The sequence below is a fragment of the Bradyrhizobium lupini genome (assembly GCF_040939785.1).
Classification (GTDB): domain Bacteria; phylum Pseudomonadota; class Alphaproteobacteria; order Rhizobiales; family Xanthobacteraceae; genus Bradyrhizobium; species Bradyrhizobium canariense_D.
The window spans coordinates 869,165-894,855 of sequence record NZ_CP162553.1; the positions used below are offsets into that span (position 1 = coordinate 869,165).

At 58.2% G+C, this 25,691-nt stretch carries 15 protein-coding genes; 6 read left to right on the top strand and 9 right to left on the bottom strand.

Translation table 11 applies throughout. The features are described from left to right. Nucleotides 1–7: 7 nt before the first annotated feature. From AB3L03_RS04545 to rfbC, 5 genes are all read right to left on the bottom strand, one after another. Complete coding sequence (locus AB3L03_RS04545; RefSeq protein WP_368508299.1) at nt 8–6,742, bottom strand: DUF4082 domain-containing protein; 6,735 nt, start codon at nt 6,740–6,742, stop codon at nt 8–10. Between the two features lie 88 nt (nt 6,743–6,830). Beyond that, complete coding sequence (gene rfbA / locus AB3L03_RS04550) at nt 6,831–7,730, bottom strand: glucose-1-phosphate thymidylyltransferase RfbA (RefSeq protein ID WP_311979544.1); 900 nt, start codon at nt 7,728–7,730, stop codon at nt 6,831–6,833. Beyond that, nucleotides 7,639–8,628, bottom strand: a complete 990-nt coding sequence (rfbD, locus tag AB3L03_RS04555) for a dTDP-4-dehydrorhamnose reductase (RefSeq protein ID WP_204510848.1) — start codon at nt 8,626–8,628, stop codon at nt 7,639–7,641. The genes rfbA and rfbD overlap by 92 nt, the downstream gene beginning before the upstream one ends. An 8-nt stretch (nt 8,629–8,636) precedes the next feature. Then, nucleotides 8,637–9,695: a dTDP-glucose 4,6-dehydratase gene (gene rfbB / locus AB3L03_RS04560; RefSeq protein ID WP_204510847.1), complete on the bottom strand. Its 1,059-nt coding sequence runs from the start codon at nt 9,693–9,695 to the stop codon at nt 8,637–8,639. A 10-nt stretch (nt 9,696–9,705) separates the two neighbouring features. Continuing rightward, on the bottom strand, nt 9,706–10,263 hold the full coding sequence (gene rfbC / locus AB3L03_RS04565; RefSeq protein ID WP_231188651.1) for a dTDP-4-dehydrorhamnose 3,5-epimerase: 558 nt from the start codon (nt 10,261–10,263) through the stop codon (nt 9,706–9,708). A 348-nt stretch (nt 10,264–10,611) separates the two neighbouring features. Between rfbC and AB3L03_RS04570 the strand changes: the two genes are divergently transcribed. From AB3L03_RS04570 to AB3L03_RS04580, 3 genes are all read left to right on the top strand, one after another. After that, nucleotides 10,612–12,891 (top strand): AAA family ATPase, encoded by a 2,280-nt coding sequence (locus AB3L03_RS04570; RefSeq protein ID WP_231188655.1) that lies wholly within the window; start codon nt 10,612–10,614, stop codon nt 12,889–12,891. A gap of 99 nt (nt 12,892–12,990) precedes the next feature. Beyond that, entirely contained in the window at nt 12,991–15,072 is a 2,082-nt protein-coding gene (locus AB3L03_RS04575; RefSeq protein WP_204510845.1) for a hypothetical protein, read from the top strand. Nucleotides 15,073–15,399: 327 nt separating this feature from the next. Next, complete coding sequence (locus tag AB3L03_RS04580; RefSeq protein WP_231190908.1) at nt 15,400–16,704, top strand: exopolysaccharide biosynthesis polyprenyl glycosylphosphotransferase; 1,305 nt, start codon at nt 15,400–15,402, stop codon at nt 16,702–16,704. A gap of 68 nt (nt 16,705–16,772) precedes the next feature. On the opposite strand, the gene AB3L03_RS04585 is transcribed toward AB3L03_RS04580, so the two are convergent. Beyond that, nucleotides 16,773–17,141: an H-NS family nucleoid-associated regulatory protein gene (locus AB3L03_RS04585; RefSeq protein WP_204510843.1), complete on the bottom strand. Its 369-nt coding sequence runs from the start codon at nt 17,139–17,141 to the stop codon at nt 16,773–16,775. Nucleotides 17,142–17,854: 713 nt separating this feature from the next. On the opposite strand from AB3L03_RS04585, the gene AB3L03_RS04590 reads away from it, so the two are divergent. Then, a complete protein-coding gene (locus AB3L03_RS04590; RefSeq protein WP_085395796.1) occupies nt 17,855–18,238 on the top strand; it encodes an H-NS family nucleoid-associated regulatory protein in 384 nt (127 codons plus the stop codon). Between the two features lie 69 nt (nt 18,239–18,307). Here the strand turns inward: AB3L03_RS04590 and AB3L03_RS04595 are convergent, their stop codons facing one another. The 3 genes from AB3L03_RS04595 to AB3L03_RS04605 all read right to left on the bottom strand — a co-directional run bounded on the left by AB3L03_RS04595 (nt 18,308) and on the right by AB3L03_RS04605 (nt 20,943). Beyond that, nucleotides 18,308–19,333, bottom strand: a complete 1,026-nt coding sequence (locus tag AB3L03_RS04595; protein WP_231188656.1) for a nucleotidyltransferase family protein — start codon at nt 19,331–19,333, stop codon at nt 18,308–18,310. A 37-nt stretch (nt 19,334–19,370) separates the two neighbouring features. Further along, entirely contained in the window at nt 19,371–20,486 is a 1,116-nt protein-coding gene (locus AB3L03_RS04600) for a serine/threonine protein kinase (protein ID WP_368508300.1), read from the bottom strand. Between the two features lie 211 nt (nt 20,487–20,697). After that, entirely contained in the window at nt 20,698–20,943 is a 246-nt protein-coding gene (locus AB3L03_RS04605) for a hypothetical protein (protein WP_085358644.1), read from the bottom strand. Between the two features lie 696 nt (nt 20,944–21,639). Here AB3L03_RS04605 and AB3L03_RS04610 point away from each other — a divergent pair. Together AB3L03_RS04610 and AB3L03_RS04615 are read left to right on the top strand one after the other, a co-directional pair. Continuing rightward, nucleotides 21,640–21,855, top strand: coding sequence for a hypothetical protein (locus tag AB3L03_RS04610; protein ID WP_085349052.1), 216 nt, complete (start codon nt 21,640–21,642; stop codon nt 21,853–21,855). Nucleotides 21,856–24,450: 2,595 nt separating this feature from the next. Then, the gene (locus AB3L03_RS04615; protein ID WP_368508301.1) at nt 24,451–25,647 is read left to right on the top strand and encodes a hypothetical protein; all 1,197 of its coding nucleotides are present in this window, start codon (nt 24,451–24,453) and stop codon (nt 25,645–25,647) included. The last annotated feature ends 44 nt before the right edge of the window (nt 25,648–25,691 follow it).

The window sequence follows — 25,691 nt, forward strand, 5'->3', positions numbered from 1 at the left end:
AAATCTCCTATGCTGCGAGCTGCGCCCTGAAGACGACGTCGACCGCGTAGCTCGTCGCGTTAAAGGTGTTGCTCGGGAAGAGGCTGCCGGATCCGTACGCGTAGACGCCGTTACCCCCGCTTGACGAGGATGACGGAGCCGTTAGTGGTCCGTTGGTCACCGCATTGGCAAACAGGTTTGGATCGTCCGAGTAGTTGCCCGCAGTGTGGTAGGAAGCGATATAAGTCGTTCCCGCCGTGATCGTGACTGGCGTCGCGAAGTTGACCTGCTGCCAGCCGCTCGCCGTCTCGTTGGAAAAGGTCGCGGTGGCTAACAAGCTGCCTGTGCTGCTCCAGAGATCGGCGACGTGCGTCCCCGTGTTGGATGGTCCCTTGTAGAAGCGCACGCCAACAATGTCGCCCGAGGTGGACGCCTGAAACTTCATACCCAGTTCGACAGAATTTGGATCATTCACTGTAACCACGCTTGGCGTTGGATTCGCGCTGAACAGACTCACAGTGCTCGCGGACGGCGCATGGACGGTGACATCCGCCCTCGCGCTTGCCGTGCCGCCCCGGCCATCCGCGATGACGTAGTTGAACGACGCCGGTCCGGTGTATCCGTTGACTGGCGTGAACGTCACAGTGTTGTTTTGAGAACTGAAACCGACTGTACCGTTGACGGCGCCACTGACGCCCGTGATCGTAAGAGCATCCCCATTCAGATCGGTATCGTTTGCTAGAAGCGTCGAACCGGAAATACTGAGAGGTACATTTTCGGTCGCATTGAAACCACTGTCGTTATTGGCGATCGGGGGCTGGTTCGTGCCGCCGGTGGAATTGTTGAACACGACGTCGACCCAGTAATTGGTGGCACTGAATGTGCTAGTCGGAAACAGATTTCCTGTTCCATAGCTATAGACACCATTGTTGCTTGCGGCAGCCGTGAGCGGGCCATTCGCGTGGGCAGTGGCGAAGTAGTTAGGCGTATCGGCATAATGGCCGTTGCTGTGGAAGCTCGCGACATAGGTGGTGCCGGCCGCGATCGATACTGGGCTGCTGAACGTCACGGTTTGCCAACCGCTGCTGGTCTCGTTGGAGAAGGTTGCGGTCGCCAGGAGCGTGCCTGTGCTACTCCACAGCGAGCCGGCGTGAGTACCGGTGTCATTCGCACTCTTGTAGTACTTGATTGCGGAGATGGTTCCGGCCGCCGAGGACGTAAACCGTACGCCAAGATTGACTTGCGATGTGTCGGACGTTGATAGCACTGATGGCGTGTCGGAACTCGAGAACAAGCTGACCGTCGAGGGCGCGGTGCTCACCGCAACATTGAACGTTTCGCTGGCGGCGAGACTGCCGAGATCGGTTGCGGTTGCCTTTACGCTGACCGTGCCGACATCGCCAGACGCTGGTGTACCGCTGAAGGTCCGGGTGGTGGCGTTGAAACTCAACCAGCCAGGCAGTGGCGAGCCATCGGCGGCGGTTGCCGTGTAGGCGAGCAGATCGCCGGAATCAACGTCAGTGAAGGTGCCGGCAGGCAGCGTCAGCGAGAAGGCCGAACCAACCGTTGCCGTTTGGTTGCCGGTCTGGACCGCCAGCACCGGCGCGTCATTGGCGCCGTGAACGGTGATCGTGAGTGTCGTGGACGAGGTCGCGCCGGCGGCGTCGCGCATCGTATAATTGAAGACGTCAGTCACCGTGTTGGTCGCAAGCCGCAGGGCCTGCACGGCGGGATCGGTTTCGTTGACGGTATAAGTGAAAGCTCCCGTCGCATTGAGCACGAGGCCACCATGCGCTCCATTCAAAGTCGAGCCAAGCGTGCCAGCGGTCGAGCCGAAGGCGACCGCAGTTACGGTCTTGGTGTCGCCGGCGTCTGGATCCGTGTCATTGGTCAGTACGTTTCCCGTAGCGGGCGAGCCGCCCGTGCCGTTGGCGAGGCCGCCTTTCTCCGTGGCGTCGCCAGTATCGGCGACCGCCGTCGGCGGTGCGTTCGGCGTCGTCGTCACCGCTATATTGAACGTTTCGCTGGCGGCGAGACTGCCGAGATCGGTTGCGGTTGCCTTTACGCTGACCGTGCCGACATCGCCAGACGCCGGTGTGCCGCTGAAGGTCCGGGTGGTGGCGTTGAAACTCAACCAGCCAGGCAGTGGCGAGCCATCGGCGGCGGTTGCCGTGTAGGCGAGCAAATCGCCGGAATCAACGTCAGTGAAGGTGCCGGCAGGCAGCGTCAGCGAGAAGGCCGAACCAACCGTTGCCGTTTGGTTGCCGGTCTGGACCGCCAGCACCGGCGCGTCATTGGCGCCGTGAACGGTGATCGTGAGTGTCGTGGACGAGGTCGCGCCGGCGGCGTCGCGCATCGTATAATTGAAGACGTCAGTCACCGTGTTGGTCGCAAGCCGCAGGGCCTGCACGGCGGGATCGGTTTCGTTGACGGTATAAGTGAAAGCTCCCGTCGCATTGAGCACGAGGCCACCATGCGCTCCATTCAAAGTCGAGCCAAGCGTGCCAGCGGTCGAGCCGAAGGCGACCGCAGTTACGGTCTTGGTGTCGCCGGCGTCTGGATCCGTGTCATTGGTCAGTACGTTTCCCGTAGCGGGCGAGCCGCCCGTGCCGTTGGCGAGGCCGCCTTTCTCCGTGGCGTCGCCAGTATCGGCGACCGCCGTCGGCGGTGCGTTGGTGTTGGAGGATCCGTTGAACACCACGTCAACATAGTAGTTGCTCGACTTGTAAACGTTGGTTGGGAACGGCGCACCGGATCCGTAGGCATAGACTCCATTCCCGGCCGCTGGCGCGCTCAACTGGCCATTGGTAATAGAATTCGTGAAATAGCTCTGAGTGTCTGAATAGTTGCCGTTGGTGTGGTAGGAAGCGACATATGTCGTGCCCGCGGTAACGGCTATCGGACTCGAAAAGCTTACCTGCTGCCAGCCGCTGGCGGTCTCGGCGCTGAAAGTCGCAGTGCCCAGCAGCGTTCCCGTCGCAGTCCAGAGATGCGCGACGTGTGTACCCGTATTCAACGAACCCTTGTAGAACCGGAGGCCGGTTATCGTCCCGTTGACCGAGGCGCTGAATTTGACTCCAACCTCGACGGAACTCGTGTCACCCGAATTGACCACACTCGGCGTGTCGGTGGTGGCGAACAGGCTCTGAGCGGAAACCGGGTAATTGACATTGAGGGAGACCTGGCCGGTTCCGCTGGCCTCGCTCGTGTCAGTGATGGTGTAGGAGAATTGAGCCGGTCCGGCGAAATTCGCGGTCGGAGTAAACGTCACCGTCTGAGTTTGTGCGTTGTAGCTTACGCTCCCGTTGACCGGGCTGCTCACGCTGGTGATCGAAAACGACAGGCCGGCCGGATCCGTATCATTGGCGAGGAGCGCCGACGCCGGAATACTCAGCACACCATTTTCCGCAACGTTAAACCCGCTGTCATTGTTGGCCTGCGGTTGCAGGGTGGTGTCCCTGAAGACGACGTCTACCCAATAATTATCAGCCTTTATGTTCGAAACGGTGTTCGGGAAAAGCGGTCCGGGACCGTACGCATAGACACCATTGAGGCCGCTACCTGTGGCCGTCAAGGGACCGCGGGTATGTCCGGCGTTATCGAAATAGAAGTCGGTCGTGGAGTACTGACCGGTATTCGTGTGGTAGGAGGCGACGTAGGTGAGCCCGGCCTGCACATGCACTGGTGTCGCGAAATTCACCTGTTGCCAACCGCTAGCGGTTTCGTTGGTGAACGTCGCGCTTGCAAGCAGCGCGCCGTTGGTAGTCCAGAGATCGCCAAGATGCGTCCCTGTGTTCTGCGGCCCCTTGTAGAACCGGATGCCGGTGATGTCGCCCGATACGGCGGCGACGAATTTCACGCCCAGTTCTGCGGCGCCGGCATCATTGGTGGTGATGACGGCCGGCGTATCCGTCGGACTAAACATCGACAAGTTCGTCGAAGGCGTAACCGTGTAGCCGACTCCCGCGCCCGGAGTTTCAAGATTGACGCTGTCATCCACCGCCCTGCTTTCGATCTTGTACTGGCCGGAAGCGCCTGCGGTGAATGTATACGACCATGTCACGTTCGCGGTGCCGAAACCGCTGGTGGCGGGATGCCACGTCTTTCCGCTGTCGGTCGAGACTTCGACACCGCCGATGACGCCACCCACATCACTGGCCGTTCCCGTGACGGTGACCGACTGGCTCTCCGGGACGCTGCTGGCCGAAACGTTCGTGATGGTGGAGGTCGGCGCCGTGTGATCACTCGATTGGGATGCGATCACCAGACTCGCCTGCAGCGTCGCGGGCTGCACGCCCATATCGGCGAGCACATTGACCGTCGCCTGCTGAACATTCGGATCAATCGGCGTCGCCGAGCCCGTCACCTGATCGTGGTCGGAGGCAAGGCCCCACGACCAGAACACCGTACCGGCTCCGAAAACCAAAGCACCACTGACGGGGTCGCGAAACTCGACCAGATTATGCGTTGCCGTTCCGTTACCCGTGGTGTTGCCATAGTCCAACAGATATTGGCCGTTGATCTGCAACGTCGTCGACGACACATCGACCAGTCCAGCCGGGCGGAAGCCATTGTCGGGCGATGAATCCCACTCGTAACCAAGCAAATTTTGTACAAGGGACGCCGATTGGCCAGACGGCGTGTTGGCGACCGACGTATTGCGCCAAAAGCGTAACTTCGTCATGCCATACGGAATTTTGATCACGTCAGTACGGTCGGAGTCGACCTGAAACACCGTGCCGGTGAGGGCATTGGACGGGATCCCCGCCATGCCTCCGGTTGACGCAAAACGCGCGTCCATGAACGTGCTTGTTGCCGTCCCGGTCGGATCGATCAACTGATTGGCGTGGGTGTCCTTGTACGTAATCAGGGTTCGGTTCGCGGTGTGACTGGGATCGATGCTGGCCGCGAGTCTTGTCTGCCAGTACACCTCGTTGCCACTGAGGAACATCAAGTTGGTGCCGGCATGGCCGGCCGCCTGGACGTTGGAAACCTGGCTGTCGGTCCAATATTCGTCATGGCCAACGTCCATGTAGACTTGATGGTTGAGCAGGAGTGATCCGCTGGTCGCCGCGTCGATGCCGGAGATATAGGAGACATCGTATCCATTCTGCTCGAGCCAGTAGATCGCCGGATACTCCGCCGAGAACACCATGTCATTGGAGGTGCCGAACAGACCGCCGTCACGCGTCGTGATCGGACGGTTGTAGCTCACGGCATAGGCGGAACCGTTGATACCAGGTCCGTTGCCGGCGTAAAGATCGGCCCCGCCCCAAGGGTTATATGCTTCCCAGGTTTGGTCAGACGTTTGGAACACGATAGCGCTGGTGGACGCATCGCTGCGGACGACAAACGGAATTTGGAAAACCTGCGTGCCGTCAATAACATTGGCAATGTAGACGCCTGATACGGCGGTCGTCGGAACTGTCCAAGAGTCAGTCACACTCCAGTTGCCGGCGTCCACGAGACCAGTGGACGTATCCTTTAACGGGGCCGGTTGAATCACCGAGGCCGCAGCCTGATGCTGCAAGCTCGTAATCAGCCGGGCACCGTTGCCGCCGTAGTAACCAAGCCGGTAGATATCGATATGGTAGTTCGGCGCGCCGGTCTGGTTGTTGATCTTGAATTGAACGGTGCTGCCGATATTGGTACTTATCGCCGTCGTGAACCCCTGGATTTTCGTTGAGTCTGCGCCAGCGGCGATCTGCCAGACGCTTTGCGGCGTGCCTTGTTTCTGATTCTCCAGCACGATCGGGTTGGTCGGGTCCGCAACGACGGTGCCGCCCTGGCCGTCGCTTGCAAAGGTCCAGTTCGGGTCATTCCCGGAGAACAGCAAGGTGACGTTGTCGGCTCCGTTGCCGAAATCGACCGTACTGATATTTGAGCTGCTGTCGTAATGAACCGACGCCGACATCGTCGACGTGAAGGAAAGATCCCTGAGATCAATGAGATTGCCAGCCGAAAGCGGTCGATCCGGCGATGAACTTCCGATCAGGCCGTGGAATTGGGTGGAGTGATCGAGGATAAGATTGCCCGCATCGGTCTCGAAGGACACGGTTATTCCGGAAAAAGATCCACTCAAGACTTGCCCAGAGACCGCCCCTCCGATCTCGAGAGTTGCCTTGTCGGAAATCGCGAAGTCCCCCGATCCACGGACGTCTCCCTTAAAATCTGCCGCAGCAACGCGCTCTCCGCTGAAGGATCCAAGCTTGACGTTCCCGTCGTTTGTTGCGTCGCCCTCTACGACGAATGAGCTTCCAGCCCCGAGCGAAACTGTCGCATCTGAATCGACAACCAGCCTGGTTATGTCGACATTGCCTGCGGCTGCAACAACATAGCGTCCCGGCGCATCGATGGACGCGGTGGACGAGATATCCGGAACGCCGGCACTCCAGTTCGCAGCAACATTCCAATAGCCGCCGCTCGCATTGATCCAACGAGTCGCACCCGACAGCTGGGCAGACAATGTTGTCTGCAACGCTGCGGCAGCGTAACTGAGCACACCGCCGATGGCGGTCAGCTGCCGGGAACTTGCACCCGGACCTGCGACCACACTTGCCTCGGTCCCGACGTTCGAGCTCCCAACTGGCAGGCCTGCGCGGGATGGAATCCAGAGCGGCTGCCACACCGGCAGATTGTTGCTCCAGGTCGCGGCCCAGAAGGGCGGTCGCTCCAGGCTTGGGATCGTCGGGTTGAAGTCACTTTCTTCCGGGAGGAGAGGCCTTGCTCCTCGATAGAAGACGCTCGACCTTTGATTCAGCATGGCCAGCCTCTCGCAATTTCTAATAAATACATTTAATTTAAATGGATAGCGAAGGTCAATTCATTATATATTAAATTTGATAGCTGGATCAGGCGACCTCGATAGCGGAATCAGCAGCCGAAAGGCGCAGAATTTCGTTGAGGTATCTCCCATACCCGCTCTTCTCCAGCGGCTGAATCAGCGCGAGAAGCTGGTTTCGATCGATGAAGCCCTGCAGCAAGGCGATCTCTTCAATGCAAGCCACCTTCATGCCCTGCCGCTTTTCTATGGTTTGCACGAAAGTCCCTGCCTCGATAAGCGACTCGACCGTGCCGGTGTCCAACCATGCGAAGCCCCGCCCCATACGTTCGACGTGGAGAGCGTCCGCCGAGAGGTAGCGCATTTGCAGATCGGTTATTTCGAGTTCTCCGCGGGCCGACGGTTCGACGCGACGGGCATACCGCACCACACGATTGTCAAAGAAATAAAGACCCGTGATTGCCCAGTTCGACGTCGGCTTGCTCGGTTTCTCCTCGATTCGTGCAGGACGTCCCGCATCATCAAACGTAACGACGCCGTATCGTTCGGGATCGCGCACGTGATATGCGAAGACAGTTGCGCCTTCCTCGCGTGAGGCAGCCCTGGCGAGCAGTTCACGCAAGCCACTACCGAAAAAGATATTGTCTCCGAGCACCATTGCCACGCGGTCGGTTCCGATGAAATCGGCCCCAACGATAAACGCCTCCGCGAGCCCTCCCGGACGGGGTTGCTCGGCATAGCTGAGGCGAATGCCCCATTGGCTTCCATCTCCGAGCAATCGCTCGAAATGGCACCGGTCTGCCGGCGTGGTGATGACCAAGATCTCGCGGATCCCTGCCAGCATCAACACCGACAAGGGATAGTAGATCATCGGCTTGTCATAGATCGGCAGTAATTGCTTGCTGACCGCGCGCGTGATCGGATAAAGGCGCGTTCCGCTGCCGCCAGCCAGGACGATTCCCTTCAGCATCAGTGTCTCCTTCTCCGACGAGTTGGTCGAGACAGGTTTCGAGAGAGTCGAGCCAAGCCGGCAACCGAATTCCAAACACGCGTTCCGCTTTGGATGAGTCCAGTCGCGAGTTCGGTGGCCGGCGCGCAGCACAAGGATACTGCTCGGTCGTAATCGCTTCGAGCTTTGGAGGCTGCCTCCCCCGACGGGATAAACCGTCGAAAATTGCCTCTGCAAAGCCGTGCCAGGTCGTCGTTCCTTGGCCGGTCACGTGAAAAATTCCCGCCGCGGTGCGGCGATCGCCGGTGAGCGACCGCTCGGCAATGTGGAGGAGCGCCGCCGCCAGATCCACGGCCGAAGTTGGGCTTCCCTGCTGGTCGCAAACGACCTTTACAATCGGGCGCGTCTCGGCCAGCCGCAACATCGTCCGAACGAAGTTGCTGCCAATCGCGCTGTAAATCCAAGAGGACCTGACGACGGTGGCCAGCGGATGCGCCGCCAAGACAGCCGCTTCGCCGGCTAGCTTCGAAGCGCCGTACGCGTTCAACGGTGCTGGAACGTCTGACTCGTCGTAAGCCTCATGCTTCGCACCATCAAAGACATATTCGGTTGACAAATGTACAAATGGAATATTTCTCTGCCATGCGATATCCGCCAACGCCGCCGCACCGTCGCGGTTGATGCTGAAGGCCTTTCCGGTTTCGGATTCTGCCTGATCTACAGCCGTATAGGCAGCGACGTTGATGATCATAGAGGGAGCGACCGAGGCAACCATCCTGTCGATCCCCTCCCGGACTTCCAGGTTCAGCTCCTCGCGTCCGAGGGCCACCGCAGGCAAGCCGCGAAGGTTAGCAAGATCACGAAGGCAGCTGGCCAATTGGCCATTCCGACCAGCAATCAAAATCGATCGTTCAATCATGTGCGACCTCAGTGTAGGGTGCCTGGGAGACCGAGACGCGATCCGTCGTAGACGCTGTTGCGAGCGCCCGCCCACCAGGCGCCGCTGGCCAGATACCATTCCACGGTGTCGGCGAGACCTTGCTCGAAGCTTCGGGTCGGCTGCCATCCCAGCTCGCGGTGAGCCTTAGACGCGTCGATCGCGTAACGTGCGTCGTGTCCCGGACGGTCCGGCACGAACGTAATAAGCGACCGCCTCGCTGCCGGCCCGGGACGTAATCGATCAAGCACGTCACAGATCTGGCTGACAACCTCCAGGTTGGACCGTTCGCTGTCCCCGCCGAAATTATACTTCTCTCCCGGCCTGCCCTCGAACAGCAGCCGTATCAAACCGGCTGCGTGATCCTCTACATAAAGCCAGTCACGCACATTGCTGCCATCACCATAGAGAGGCAGCGGCTTGTACTCGATCGCGTTGAGAATCGTCAGCGGAATGAGCTTTTCCGGGAATTGGAACGGTCCGTAATTGTTCGAACAGTTCGACACGACAACCGGTAAGCCGTAGGTCTTATGCCAGGCGAGCGCGAGGTGATCCGAAGCCGCCTTGCTCGCTGAATAAGGCGAACTCGGCCGATAGGGTGTATCTTCCCGGAAGCGGTCGAACGATCCCAAAGAACCGTAGACCTCGTCCGTCGACACGTGGACGAATCTGAACTGCTTCCGCCGCTCGTCTGGCAACCGATCATGGTATCGCCTGGCTGCCTCCATCAGCGTGTAGGTGCCGATTATGTTGGTAGTGATGAACTTTGCCGAACCTGTAATCGAGCGGTCGACATGACTCTCTGCGGCTAGATGAATGACCGCAGTTGGCTCCCATCGAGCAAATAGACGATCTACAGCCTCCTGATCGCAGATGTCGTGCTGCTCAAACCGATAGGAGCTTGAGCCGTCGATGGATGCCAACGACGCCAGATTGGCCGCATATGTCAATTTATCGACATTGACGACGGTGACCCCTGCCTCCGACACCAGCTGTCGACAGACGGCAGAACCGATAAATCCCGCTCCGCCCGTCACCAGGACACGCATGCCACGTCCTCTATTCAAACACTGAAACAAGCTGGTCGAAGTTGGGAAGCGTTCGGTCCTTTGCGGAAAGCCGGACCTCTGAGGCCTTCACGGGCCACTCGATCGCCAAGTCGGAATCGGCCCAATGAATTCCCCCGTCGTGCGCGGGAGAGTAGACCTCATCAACCTTGTAGAAGACCATGGTTTGAGGCTGCAGTGTGCAAAAGCCGTGAGCGAACCCTTTTGGAACGAACAACTGCTCGTCGCTCTCGCTGTCCAGCTTGACCGAGACGTGCCTGCCGAACGTCGGGGAGGAGCGCCGAAGATCGACCGCAACATCGAGAATCGCTCCCTTTAGCACCCGGATCAGCTTGGCCTGCGCGAACGGCGGTCGCTGGAAGTGTAATCCGCGAACCGTCCCGACCGGCTCCGAGCATGATTGATTGTCCTGGATGAAATCGTTCGGAATCCCCTTTTCCGCAAAAGCGGAGCGACGAAACGTCTCGCAAAAATAGCCGCGGGCGTCAGAAAACCTTTCTGTTCGGACCAATTTGACGTCCGGAATCGCCAAACTTCGCACTTCCAGCATCGGCATTCTCCGCCAGCCGCCGCCCTTCAAATGAGACGGCCCGATCTTCCCCGAAGCCCTCCAAACTGACCGGCCGAGCCCAGCAGGTGGCTCGGAGGAACAGGTCAGGCTCAATCAATCCGCGCTCCGGTGAGTGGTCGCCGACCATCCCGTTTAATTCCGTTGTCTTAAATATTCAATATTCATTTAATTTGCAAGCGACATTTTATAGTATATATTGATTTTAAATGATGCGACCCATTTCAAAACGAGGGCGGCGCCCGCCCCCCGCGCGACGTCATCACTGCCCGAGAGGCCTGTTTGATGCTTCATACCCATCCGCTCCAATCCGAAAGAACACGCCTTCCAATGATCCTGCAGCCCGACCGCGATGGCGCTGGCGTCGGCGAGCTGATCAAATTGGGCATCGTATTTGTACGGCGCCAATATCTCGTGATCCTTGTGACCGCAGCTCTCGTAACTGCGAGCAGCCTGATTTACCTGCGGCTGGTGCCGCCAACGTACACGGCGCAGGTTCAAATCATTCTCGCAAATCCAAGAGCCCAATTCCTCCAGCAGCAGTCACTTCTCTCGGAGCCGCTCGTCGATGTCGCTCAAATCGAGACGCAGCTACAGATCATCAAATCACGAGCAACCGCTGTCGAAGTGATCAACCAACTGAAGCTAGCCAATCACCCCGACTTCAAAGCACCGGACCTGTCCCTGTCTTCCCTCCAGCGCTGGATCCAGCGGTGGAGATCCGATCCTCTGAAAGATGCGCAGTCTGCGGCACCAAATCAGCCGTCCGAAACCACCATTGCGGCTTTTCTGGACCGCCTCTCTGCAGGCCGGATTAGCTATAGCCATGTCATCGAAGTGAATTTCAGCTCGAGCGATCCCGTGCTGAGCGCGGAGATCGCAAATGCAGTCGCAAGCACCTATATCAACGGCCAGCTCAGCGCAAAGTTTGATGCCACTCGGACAGCAACAAGCTGGCTGCAGGACCGTCTCCGCAATCTTGGCGATGAGGCGTTGACCGCTGAACGCGCCGTCAATGCTTACAAGTCTCAGAACAACATTGTCTCGCCGGGCGGTAAGCCGATTGGCGAGCAGCAAATCAATGAGCTCAATGCCCGCCTTGTGGCTGCTCGTGCACAGACCTCCGATGCGCTGGTAAAACTCAAGGGCTATGAAACCATCCTGCAGACCGGCTCCAAGAGCTCGCCTGTGGCCGGTTTACCTGAGGCGCTGGGCGCCGACGTGCTCCAGAGCCCGATCATCACGAGCCTTAGACAGCAATATCTCGACCTGGCACGACGCGAATCTGAATGGTCGACGCGTTATGGACGCGATCACCTCGCGGTCGTCAATCTTCGGAATCGAGTGCGGGATCTCCGGACGTCGATTCTTGAGGAAGTCAGGAGACTTGCCGAGTCCAGTCGAAACGACTTTGAGGCCGCCCAGCAGCGGCAACAGGAGCTCGAGAAACAACTTACCCAAGCTGTGTCGCATTCGCGCCTCACAAATTCGGCGGAACTGACCATTCGAGATCTGGAGAGCCGGTCCAAGAGCCTGCGCGCGCTCTACGAGACGTTTCTGCAACACTACATGGGTTCGGCACAACAAGAGACCTTCCCCATTTCAGAGACGCGGGTGATCTTCCCCGCTTCGGCCGCCCAAACCAAGAGCAAGCCAAAGACCAAGGTGGTGCTTGGCATCGGCCTTCTGAGCGGACTTGCGCTCGGCATACTCCTGGCCTTCGTCAGGGACGTGATGGACCGTGTTTTCCGCACCACGTCCCAACTCGAGGCCACGCTGGAACTCCCGTGCTTGTCTCTCGTCCCGATCCTAAGTGTGTCCCGACAGCAGAGGCCAGCGGCTCGGCTCCAACAGACGCAAGAGGAACTGAGCCAACGAATAATTTCGACCGTTCCGGACATTCATCGTGCCGTCGTCGGCATGCCCCTCTCACGGTATACCGAGGCAATTCGCTCGATTAAGCTTGCAATCGATCATAGTCCGGCGAAGACCCCGAACCAGGTGATTGGCATAACATCCGCTCTTCCCAACGAAGGGAAGACGACGATTTCCGCCTCGCTTGCGCAACTCATCGGACACAGCGGCAAGAAAGCCATCATTGTCGATTGCGACCTCAGAAATCCGACGCTCTCGGCGAGCGTCGCGCCCAAAGCCCCAGATGGCATCATTGAAGTTGCGAACGGCTGCTGTTCGCTTGAAGACGCAATCTGGAGAGATCCAAGGACAAACCTTGCATTCCTTCCGGCGGTTCGTCGCGGTCCTCTGCTTCATACAAGCGAGATTCTGTCCGACCCATCGATATGCAAGCTATTTGATCGTCTCCGGCAAAGCTACGACTACATCATCGTGGATCTTCCGCCGCTCACTCCTCTTGTCGACGTGCGCGTGACCGCTCCTCTGATCGATTGCTACGTACTGGTCGTCGAATGGGGGCGTACTAAAATTGACGTCGTTCAGCATGCTTTGCATACCGCTCCGACCATTTCCGACGCGCTCATCGGCGCGGTATTTAATAAGACTGACATTAAGGCGATGGCGCGATACGACGCCGGACGCAGCGACTACTATGATGACAGCCACTACATTCGGTACGGCCTTTCGGGCTCTTGAACTGGCCGTGTCGCGGTGCGTTGCAATTCTAGAAGGCAGATCAGAGTGCCTGTCGAGCTGAGCATCTGCCGATCGGTCAGACAGAGGGGGTGATGCTATATGGTCGTCAAATTCCTAATGCTGGCTGTTCTTATGACCATCGCCTCGGCATTTGCAACGCCCGAAGTCTCGCGCGTTCAGGGCATATTCTCGGCTCTTCTCGCCGTCGCTGTACTGGGAGCAGCAATCTTCATCTCCTCCTCCGCAGTCGCGCGACTAGCACGACGTCTACGGCCCCTTCTCATCCTTGCGCTCGCTGCGCCGGCGGTTTGGATGGCTCTCCAGCTCGTTCCACTTCCGATCCATGGACTCGGTAGTCCTATATGGCAAGCCGCATCAGCTGCCTTGAATGAGCCCCTTGCCGAACGGATCACAGTTGACGTTCGCACAACCGTGCAGGCGGTTTTGCACTACAACGCGGTCATCGCCCTCGCGCTCCTCACGGCAGTGGTCGCGTTGGACAAACAGTGCGCGTCACAGCTCCTCTACATTCTTGTCTCGGTCGCAGCTGGCGTCAGCGGGTATGCAATGTTACGGCAGATAAGCGGCTCGGATACCGCTCTCTTGCTTGTGAATAGTGCGGTTCCGGCGGCGCTGGGCTTGTTGCTATCCTCTGGGATGATGGTCGGTGCATTGGAGCAAAGCCGACGCATTAAGCAACCTTCAGGCTCCGCGCTAGGTTGGGCGACGAAACTATCGCTTGCTCTTTTGGCAATGCTCATCTGTCTGGCGAGAATTCTTGTTGGCGGCCAGACCAGCATTGTCGTTGCTGCACTGCTTGGCATGGTAATTGTGTTGGCCGTGTTCGCCATCCGCAACTGGTTCTACGGAATTTGGGGCACAGCAGGCGTGCTTGCGACGTCTGCGGTCCTGTTTCTCGCGAGCTTCACCATTGTGCCAATGAGGCAGGATACCGATCTGACGATCGCCCTATCCCGACATCAGCAAGCTGCGACTGAACGGATGCTGCAGGACACCGCGCCGACCGGCCTCGGCGCAGGAGCATACCCGGTAGTGCTACCAATTCATCGAGACATCGGCACAGCCGCGGCGCGAGAGCGCCCCACGGCCGCCGCGGCCATAGCTATCGAAATGGGCCGGACCTTTCTTTGCGGCTTGCTGATCGTTACGGTGCTTGGCGCCGCTACTTTGTTCAGGCGTTCCTTGCTGCGTGGTCACGACTACGTCTACGCTGCTATCGGTTCAGGCGCTGCGGTTTCGTTAGCTGTACTGGCCCTGATTGAGGATGGAATTCTCGAATACGGTGCATCGCTGCTCGCTGCTGCGCTGTTCGGGTTGGCTTTCGCTCAAAGCCGACCCAGTACTGCCAGCGAGATCTCCTATTCACGATCATCGCGGTCCGCAAATGGCGTAAACAGTCGAGATCCGATGAACCCGCCAATGCGCCCAAGCGCGTTCGGCAATGCGTCAGTGCGTCTTGGGCTGGGCTTCGTCGCGGTTGTTCTGATTGCGCAATCAGCCTGGCTGCTCACGCAGCGACCGCATCTCGGCGGTCTGCCGATTGGACAACCTGCCTTCAGCCGCACTTCAATCCAGGCGCTTTCGAGTACGCCGTCGAAGTCTCTTCCCGCCCACGGCGACTTGGGCGCAGAAATTCCCGCCACGGCACAGCCCAAGGTCGATGAAACTGCTGGTTCAAGGCCCGAGGACGGAACACATCTCGCGTCGCTAAATGCGTTCGCGGATGCACTGCACTACTCGCCTTTGCGAGGTGATCTTTGGCTCATGCTGGCGGCGATCTCGAAGGAGCAGAAGTCGACCGGATATGACCTCATCGCTTTGCTGAAACTCTCGTACTACACCGCACCAAATGATCTGGCGCTACTTCCGCTACGGCTGACTATCGTCCTCGGCACGGGCTCGGTTGCAAGTGAGCCCGAACTGCGTGAGCTGATAAAGCGTGACGTGAAAATTGCCTTGGCAGATCAGCCTGCCCTCAGACCGGCCCTCCTCGCCGCCTATAAATCCGCAGGAGCTGATGGCAAGGCTTTTGCGGACAATCTGATTTCTGAGTTAGATCCCGGTTATCTTCAGGGTATGCATGCGGGCATCCGAGTTCCCGGGACCGGAAGCGAATTTTCACCGCCGAACAGGGTCTCGGGAGAGAGAAAGCCGCGCTAGCGCCCGGCTATTCCTTTCAATTCCTAGGCGATCAAGAATCCGCCGGCCCCCGGCGCCAAGGATCAACCTCGGCACATTTAAAGTAGCGCGAATTGTGATTTTTTACTTGATATATTCATTTAATTATTAATAATTAAATTGTAGGTCTCGGGTATCCCGACAATGAATTTCATAAACCGACATTTCCCCCATGAGGAAGATAGGGACCGTATCGGTCCCAGGCCGTCGGTATCCCGCCAGCACAAATGGCCCCTTCGTTACGAGTCGATCGAATACGTGGCGCTCTGTGCGGATATTGCGACCATTCTTTTTGCGAGCGTCGTTTCGATGTGGGTGAGCCGAGCTCAGAGTGGATGGGCTGCAGGCGACTTAAGCAACGCACTTGGCCTGGCCCTAGTCAGCGCAACATGTCTCGTTTGCCTCTTGAAGACGCACGGTCTTTATCGGCCGGCCGAGCTCCTCGTCCTGCGAAGTCAGATGCGCGCCGTCTGGATTGCATGGGCGTCATTGTTGTTCTTGATATGGGCCGGGTACGGTTTTGCAATTGGTTCGGGCTCTTCTCACCAAGCGGGCACACTTTTCGCTGTCCTGGGCCTGGGCTTGCTTATGGCCGAGCGGTGGGGAGTGAGAGCGCTTCTCGGGAAGGGCCTGAGCGGCAGAAAATTCGCCAGCACAAACATTGTTCTGGTCAGCGACCAGCCGCCATCGAAAAACGCCGGACTGCCTGAAACGCTGGCGATGCATGGTTATTGTGTCCGAGGCCGGTTCAGCTTGCCCCCAATCGGCTTCGGTCCTGCCTGTCGAAGGCGGCTCACGGCTCGCGTGATTGACTACATTCGCAGCTCCGAGCTCGACCAGGTGGTTGTGGAAGCGCACCCGGAACGATGGCCCGAACTCCGGGCCTTCGTTGCCGATTTGCGGGTCTTGCCGCTACCGGTTGTGTTCGTGCCGGTCGGTACGACATCCGAATTGCTTCGACACCCCACACGAAGCCTTGGAAGTACGGTCTGTGTTGAACTCCAGGGTGGGCCGCTTACGCAGCTGGACTGTGCGACCAAACGAATCATTGATCTTTTCGGCGCCGCGCTCGCCTTGACGATACTTGCCCCGCTGCTTGTGCTGGCCGCACTTGCAATCAAGCTGGACTCGCCCGGCCCCATATTCTTTCGACAGCAACGCTGTGGTTTTAATGGCCGGATCTTCCTGATCCGCAAATTCCGGACGATGCATGTGCTCGAGGACGGGCCGGCGATCCTTCAGGCCCATCGCCTCGACCGACGGGTGACGCGCGTCGGCAAATGGCTGCGACGGACAAGCTTCGATGAACTGCCACAGCTGTTAAACGTTCTCGACGGCAGCATGTCGCTGGTCGGTCCCCGTCCTCATGCCTTGGCTCATGACGGAGAATTTGACAAGCTCGTGCGGAACTACGCCCTACGCCGCAGGGTCAGGCCAGGACTGACCGGATGGGCCCAAGTCCATGGCTGCCGCGGTCCAACCCCCACAGCCATCACGGTCGAAACACGCGTACAATACGATCTCTGGTACATCGACAACTGGAGCCTTCGGCTTGATCTCGTGATCCTGCTGCGAACTCCCCTCGAAGTGCTGCGGGGACGCAACGCCTATTAGGCCCACAGGATCACGGGCACTGCGGCGGCCATTTAACCCCACCCCTCCGTCGAACAGTGCAGATCAGGTTACGCGCGCTGACGAAGCTTCGGACTTGCATCCCCTATGCGAAAGTCCTCAATTCTTCGGCCAGACTTCATGGCAGCAACCAACCACCGCGGCCGCTTGCCGCGCCCCGACCAGGTCTCGGAGGTCTGGGGATTCCGGTATTTCGGCAGCACACGCGGATATTTGCGTCTCGCCTTGGCAGGCGGAGACACGCCCGGTCCGCTTGAGGCCGTCAAAACAGCCACCCCGCCCCCGAGGACCGCCAAGCGCTTCTCCAGTTCGTGCTTTTCTGCCTTAATTCGGTCCGATAAGATCCCGCTAATTTCCTCATGAAGCGACCAGAGATCGTCAAGGGACATTGATTCTAACTCGAGTTTCTTAGCTGGCATGCTCGCACCCTGTAGTTGCGCCAAACTTAATATGCCCCGGATCGACATTAATCAAGATGGTGAACTCGGTTTTCCCAACAAAAGTATGGAACCGTACTTAAATCCGCATTCCAGATAACTGCGTCGCAACAATCAATCAAGCCGAAACAGTGGGCTATCCGCATAATCTAATTGCGGAGCGGATAAATTTCACACGTCCAGCGGGCAGCCGTGGGACTATTCAAGCGAACCGATGTGATGGGATCACATCGAGCGCCGGTACAAGTCATCTGCACCACAACATTCTCGATGAATATGGTTGACGCGTAGGCTGCCCTCGTTTTTGGGCAATTTCGTTATCGCACGCGTTCGGATATGCGCAAGCGGGCGCCAACCAACTCAATGTCCGTCAGCCCAAACGGCCCGTGCTCGATTTGAGTTCCAGGCCCGAATGTCCGAGGGGTACAGCCGGGGGAAGATGCTCCGACTGTGCCGCAAGAAGAACTCGATCGAGATCTTCCCGTTTCTTGCTCTGCAGCAAGTCATTGATCTGTCTATCCCCATTAATAAAATAACCCTCGCAATATTTAATTAAATAATATATTATTTATTCATTGTCGTATGGATCTGAAACACTGACTTTGGTCCATCGTTGATCGGGTGCTGGGGCAATAATTGCTCGAAAGCTTGATGACAGATGGATCAGGAGTCAGTCCAACGGTGACGAGAATGCTATGCGTCGGCAAGATCTCGAAGCCATGGACTTTGAGGAACTTTGGCTCCTTCACGAAGAGCTAACAAAGATACTTGCCGAAAAGATCACAGTCGAGAAGCGAGAGCTCGAAAAGCGTCTTGCGCAACTCAACCAGCCGGATCAATTCGGTGAAGCTGAACGCCGGGCCGCCAATGCCGGAACGAGCGAGCCGCCGCGCCGCAAATACCCGAAAGTCGTGCCAAAATACTTCAATCCACTCCGCCCGACGGAGACTTGGTCGGGGCGTGGTAAACAGCCTCGCTGGCTAGTTGCCGCGCTCCAATCGGGGCACACGCTCGAAGAGTTCAGGATTCGCGAGAACGACGAGTCGTCCGATCGGAATGCCGGTGGACAAGGGCATTAACTCCGCGCAACTGCAGACATGTCGTTTGCTAAAACTGTTTGGCCTTGAAGGCGTGCGAGCTTGCTGGCTTTACACCTTTCCGACACGAACGGCGGTGGCGGCCCTCAACAGGAACTGTAAGGTGTCCGTTCTTGGCACGGACCACAATCCAGGCCGCCGCATGCCGGTTTGCGTGCAACCAGAGGTCGCCTCCCGCCGGTAGTTTCTGAGGTCCAGGACCGTCATTGCGAGGAACGGCACACGTGTGGCCGGAAGGCGCGCTTGCATTAATTGTCGCATGAACTGCAGACGAGGAATCAGCCGGGTGCGCATTGAGCGCGGGATATCGACCCCAAGCAGCGCAGCAAGGGCGAGCAGTTGGGTTTCGACCGCGTTTTTCATCAGTTCGCCCGAGAAATGAGAGGCAAGTTCCTGCCAGTCCAGCCCTTCGGAATCATTCAAGTCGCGCAACTCAACCAGATGCCGCAGATCGAGTTCGCCAAGCCAGTAGCCGTAGTCTTGAAACTGATCGTGGATGATCAACATCAGCGCTCGATAAGTGGGCGTCGGGACGTACACGCGTCCCCGCCCCAGCAGCGCGGGGACGCAATGGTTCAGGGCATGTCCGGGGCCAGCATAGAGGTACGCGGGGCCTGGAGCGGCCCGTTGCAGATCGATGGTTCCGACATCCCGCGGTCGACTTAGCTCGACATACCATCTCCGGCTTTCGGGGCGCGCTTGATCATGAATTTCATAGCCAATTGCGCCCAGAGCGGCGACCGCCCTTTCAGCTTCGTCCGGCACGACCATAATATCCAGATCACACATCAGCCGAACTCCTCGCCGCTCGACAGGTGCTGTGGCTAGCGTTGCCGCACCCTTGAGCAACACCGGCGTAACTCCCTGGCCGTTCATCGCAATGACGGCCTCTTCCAGTTGACCGGCCAACCGATCGTTGCGCAGCACGTTTCGGCGATGGATCTGGCGGATATAGGTGCACACGTCCTCTGGCAACACCGATGCAAATTGATCAACGAAGTCAATGAGCGCAGGCGTCGTCAACGTCTGGTTTGCGAGCCCGATGACGGAGGTCCACTCCACGTCGACGGGCGGCAAGCCTCGCAAGCAGTTGCATAGGCTTCTCAGTGCCGCACTATGCCTTGTCATCGCACAAGTCCATCAGCAGCTGTCGAGCCTGCGCCGATTCCGAATAGATGAGTTGGAAAGATCGTGCGCCCGCAACAATCCGCTTCAAAGCGAAAAAGCCGGACTGCGACAGCTTCCCGTCTGCGGCAAAAGCGCCCTCAATGAGCCGCTTGATCGAATCAAGCTGATCCAGGGGGGTCAGCTCGACGGGGCCGCTTGCGACCCGGTTCAGAAAGATGATCCACTTGGCAGAGAGGCTCCCATTGTGCGCATCCGGAATCGGCAAATACCGCACTTCGGCGCCATCGGACCGGCGGTGCGTCACGTCGTTCCAATCGCCATACAGTCGGGATAGCAACCGCCACGATCCCTGCTTGAGGGTGAGGGCAAATGGGATGCCGCAGATCGTTCCGTCAGCCCCAATCAGCGCAACGTCATCGCCGGCATACTGAAATCCAGCGTCTACCAATTCTAGTGCAAGAGTCGACTTGCCGGCTCCCGGTTGGCCGCACAGCAGTAAGCCCATGCCGCACTTTGCAAGAGAAGCGGCGTGGAGCGCGAAAGCCCACTGATTGCTTCGGATAAGTCGCTCGGTGATGTGAGCTTTGATTGTAGGGGCCAGAGCTGCGGCTTCACATCTATGGATGCTCCCGTCATTCCCGCGGAAGAATACCCGATCGCCGAGCATCATTGTCTCGATCGCAATATCCTCCTCCTCGCCGCTGTCGTCCGTAACACAAAATAGCGAAATCAACTGTTGCGAGAGCTCCCGATTTGCAGCCCGGACGCTGATCCTGCGCTGACCAAGAACCGTTGAGAAGGCACAATCGGCCGACATTCGCCAGTCGAGATCGAGCACCCCTCGATCGATCCAGACGTTCATCGCCTGCCACGTGAACTCGCGCGCTGCGCGCTCGCCAATGCCTAGCTGCCCGAGCTCCTGATGGACGTCTTCCAAAGAAGCACCTTGTGCCAACTTGCACCAAATGAATGCCCCTAGCTGGTCCAACTCATAGAGCTTCTGCCTTGTCTCGCTGAAAAGCACTGATCGACCGTCCACCAGCGCGAAGATTGCACCCGCGGCGGGTCTCAACACCATCTCTGCCGATGTTTTTCCCAGCATGGCTATTCCCGATAGCAACGATATCTGTTTCGCCGCCGTGTCGACGCGGTGGCGACAACATCCGGCAATGTCCTGTCCACGGCGCGTTCAAACGAGCTGCAGTTGCCGAGGAAATTCGGCTTGATCGCCGTGCTACAACGGCGCAAGTCCACCTCAGTGCGGATGCACATCGCCTGACTGGGATTCATTTCGAATGACCATACGGCCCCGGTCACGCCGCCAGCTGACCACCCTCGTTCACCCCAGATAGAGAAATATTCAACACTTGTCCTCCGAGAAAGGTCGCCGGCGCGGTCAACCGGTGAGAGTCCAGCAGATAGCGGTAAACTTCGCGAGCAGCACTCCGCTCTCCTAGAACGCGCTCCCTCTCGCTGATGCTCGCTAGCTTCTCGCGCATTTGAGCCAACTGCTTCGCAGCCGAGGTGGAGTTGCGCTTCTTCTGGACTGATTCCCGCATCGTCTCCTCCGACCAAAAAAATTGACGAAAACAGCTTACGTCATTGACAACAATTAACAACGAGATTTATATGATAACAATATAATCAATATTTATTTCATGTTTGAACCGGATGCAACCATTCAAATACCAAGAAGCGGGCCCTCCGTCGAAATAACAGCCGACCGAGAAACAGCGTCGCAGAAATCGCCGCGATGATCTTGACCTCCTGCGTGCGGGACAGCGAAAAATAAAACTCGACGAGAGTCGCAAACCAGACCGACAGCGCAAGGCTTAATTTGCAGGATTAAATCCTAACGAAAAATATTTCGCTGACGAGAGTGGAGTGAAACCGGTGATCGAATTAGCCAATTTGCCCATCACGGGCGATATGATCGTCTTCGTCGCGAGCGGCATAGCACGCGCAAAACTCCCACCCGCTCAGATTGGCCCATTTTCAGTGGCGCCTAAGGAGCTTTCGAGAGACGCATAATCAACGCCCGCGCTGCCGAGCCAAAGAGCGGCGGCGTCCAAGGAATCGCTCAAGCAGCGATCCGGCCGGTTGGAAAAACGTCGTCACGAGCAACCCGCCCTGCTCGAACAAGCACTCCCAGTGTGCGATGCCCCCCAAGTAACCCACACTGAGATGACGACGCACTCCAGCCGGCCGGTTCTCTTTCGTTCGACAACGAATAATAATTTCCTAGGGAGGCTCGCATGGGAATGATCATGGTCAAATGTCCGCAAACCGGTCGCGCGATTCCTACTGGTATTAGGTCGGACCGTGAGGCTTTCCTGCGGAGCGTTGTGTTTTATGGCAATACTCGTTGCCCGGTCTGTCGCGCCAATCACAACTGGTTCGCTCGCGAGGCCTGGGTCGATGAGCCGGTCGTGCGGCCCGGGGAGATATTCGAGGAAGCGCCGCTGTGCTGATGCGTAGCGGGCTTCGGTACAGACGCGGAGCCGAACTGACTAGCATTACACGAATTTGGGCCGACCGCCTCATTTGACGCCCCGTGTGCGGAGTTGACCTGTTGCGGCATGGTTGCCGCACCGACTAGTCTTGGTACGGGCTGGATGCGCTCAATCATGGCGCAGCGTTCATCCAGATTCCTGTCTTGGCGGCTATTTCTGCCAGGGCTTACTGGAGGGATGCGAAATATTTTGGCCTATCGTCGTAAAGCGAACTGACGCCCTCATGAACCGCAAGTTAAGCGTCACACCGGCAGGTCGGCGCAAACTAACGCTTCCGATCGCTGATCCTGCAAGGGCCTGTTTGGGGGTATTGTAGTGAGTAGTGGGGTTTGCAGCCGCTTGGCTGTTCTGCGTCAAACGGCGATGGAGCTCGTTAGCCTGCTTGCCCAATTGCACAGGCTACGAGAGCAAGTGCGAAGGGCGGAAGGGCGAAGCCTCGGAGAACGAGCGAGACTAGGGCCGGCGTCACGGATGCGTAGGCCCCGGTTTGGGACGAGTTGCCGCACGCGGATTCAATGATGGCGAGCGGCGCGCGTAATTTCAGCGAACTCGAAGACGATCGTTTCACGGATCGACCTTGAAGCCTCCGATAACCCTTGCACAGCTCCAAGCCGCCCGATCGCTCCCCAATGAGGCGTGCGCACAGCGGGGTTTCAAGGCAGGCCGATGCGAGTGAAGGCTCTGTGTCAGGAAAAGTGCTGCACTTGGATCCGGCGTCCCTTTCCGGCTCTGACCGAGATCATCCACGAGCGGCATGCTGCGGATCATGTCCCGCACCTGAGTTGGTTTAAGCCTGACTTTTTATCTCTTTTTAGTCTTATGAAGCAGCGCTACATCTGAAAGACAATTTGAAAGCAAAGCCGAAAGTCGTTCGCGTCAAATCGTTTCGGTAGTCGCGCCACGGAAGGCAAATTTGATTATCCGGTATAATCATAATTAATATGACGCAAAACAGAAAATAAGGTGGGGAAAAATAATGGGAGGAGTGGATGGAGACCGTACGCCGCTTGCGCGCGATGGCGTCGCTGTGCCGACAGACTTCTGCGCATCATCCAGATCGAAGCTGGAAGCTTCTCGCCGAAGCTGAGTTCTGGGAGCACTTGGCTAATGACATGCTTCGCGAGCATTTCGAACAATGCACGGCTGGCTCCTCGCTCCGACCGATCGGACGTGATCCGAATGCCGCGGAATCGAGCGCTCGCATAACCGCGTGAATGCTCTCGCCTAGCCCAAATCCCACTCGGCCGTGTGCGGGGCGTCAGTCCTCTTCAAGGCGCCCCATGGAGAACCAAGCCCTGCCGGCGCCTTCGTCGGGCGGCGCGCAGACCTGAGCAGGGACGCCAAAGCGCGCTCGGCTGCCCGGCTCGGTCCGCTCAGACTACCGAGTTCTGTTTTCTGAGTCCGGAATGCGCTTGTGCGAATCTGTCGTTCGCCGTTGGACTTGCACTTTGGCGTCCAGCACTTTTTCCCCAGTTCGTGCGGCGCGCGGCCGGCTCACTTGGTCCGAAAGGCTGGAGCCCCTACCAACTATTCCAGCGATATTTCCGTCGACCTTCGCTGCCGGTATTTTTCGGTTAGGTGACGGTCCAACGATCATCTGCTCCTCGTTGCTCGTGCCGGTGCCAATAGCTCCGATCGGCAGACCATTTTGAGCGTGGCCAGCGCCGGCATTTCTCTTGGCCTGCGCCGCCGCCCGCGACTTCGACGTGGTGGGTTGAACGTCCGGGCTGTTGGTTTGACTGGTGCGGTTCAGGTTTGCACCGGTACCAACGTCTCGTGTCCCTATTCCTGGAGGCGCCGATGGACCAGGGTTGGCGCTGCTCGCATTTGTACCCATGCCGGACGGAGCTGACCCACCAGTGTTGGCGCTGCCCGTGCCCGTCCCAGTGCCGGCACCCGCGGAGCCCGCCACTGCGCCGCCTGCTTGGGCCAGGCCAGCACAGCTACGCTCGTGATAATCGCAATGATCAGCGGGGGAGTCGGTGGAGCATTGGACGATCTCCTTCTCAAGCGACCGGCAGTATCGGCCGAACATTTAATTGGCGATAAATGATTGAATAAAATAAAATATGGTTTATTTTTGCCTAAGGGTAAATTGAAATTGAGAAACGGATTGACGCATTAATGTCGCGGATGTGGACACAAGCGCCGATGCAGGCAGGGTCGGGCCTTGAATCGCCCGTTCGCCGCGCAGGCGTGTGGATTGCCTCGGATTGTGTTCGTAGCTGTGCGCGCACCTGCGCAACAAGGTCGGCGTGGGTTGCACCGACTGTCCTGACGGTAATATCGGTTTTGACCATACCCGTTCTCGCGCAGGAGCCAAATCGGCCGGCGAGCGACGCCCATGTCATGGCGACGCACTTGCGCGGCACGACCGGCTCGGGAGGGTGGCCCGCGGCGCGGCTGAAACCATCTGCCGACACGACGCCCCTGAAGCTCGCACAAGCCACAATCAGCAATACCGAGCGATCGCGGCAAGTGCTCGCCACAGAACAGGAGAGGATACGGGCCCTTGCTGCTGACCTTCGAACATGCCGACGGGAGCAGGATACCGTGCTGGGGCTGTTGCAGCATGCACGCGAGCAATGGACCAGCATTGCGGAGGCCACCGAGAATGAAACCGATGAGCTCCAGAAATCGCTCCGGGAGGAGCGCTTGCACACGCAGCGTCTGGAACGGGAACTTGTCAAGGCGCGCAACGATTTCGAAGTGCAGGCACGGCTAAGCCGCGAAATCGGCGCAGAGGGTCGCGAACCCGAACGCCGGGCACAGAGCGATCCGAGGGAGCTGCAACAGGCTGTCGAGCGGGAGAAAGATCGGGCAAACCGGCTGGAGCAGAATCTGACAGCCGCTCATCACGACCTGGAGACCCAGTCCGCAGAGGTAACCAGACAAGCCGCAGAGATCAGTGCAAAAGAGGCAGCGGAGGCTCAGGTACAGGCAAGCCTCCGACAGGAGCACGATCGTACCAAACAGCTGGAGGAGACGCTCGCGACGACGCGAATCGAGCTCGACAACCGATCCCAGCAGATCGCGAAGGCAACCGAAGAAACGATGCAGACCAAACGAACAGCGGAGAATACCTCGGCTAAACTGAAGCTGTCATTAAAGGAGGAGCACGAAAGAGCAGATGCGCTGGCGCAAGAGCTCTCGTTGGCGCGTTCCAAGCTGTTCGCCTATGAAGCGCAAGCCGCGGCAAACGATGATCGAGCCGAACAGTTGAAAAATCAGCTCCGGCGAGAATGCAACCAATCCGGCCGAGATGAGCAAGAACTTGCCGCAGCGCGCACGAGTATCGGACCGTGGCTACCCGCCGGGGTGTCGGGTGAAGGCGGAGCCGGCAATTCGCCAACAAGGGAACTGCTCCGAACACTGCTGCTGGGATCGCCGCAGGCGCCGCCCGCGCAATTCGCGCGAGAGCTCGTGGTCACAGCAGCTGAGCCGAAGGCGCCATCCCCGGTTTTCCGGAACGAAAACGCCGCCGAACTCGTGCGATTGATCGCTCGCGCAACCGGATTGCTTCGACAAGGCGATATTGGCGCGGCACGAGTTGTCCTGGAGCGTGCTGCTGAATTAGGGAGCGCACCGGCAAGTTTCGCCCTCGCGGAAACGTATGATCCGAGCCTGCTTGCAAAATGGGGCGCGAGCGGAACGCGCGGCGACACGTCCAAGGCGCGAGAGCTTTACGCCAGAGCAGCAGCCGGAGGGGTCAAGGAGGCAAGGGAGCGATTCGACGCACTTGGTCATTAGCAGCATCGGTGCAGACAAATGGTCGTGCGCTGTATCGACAGATC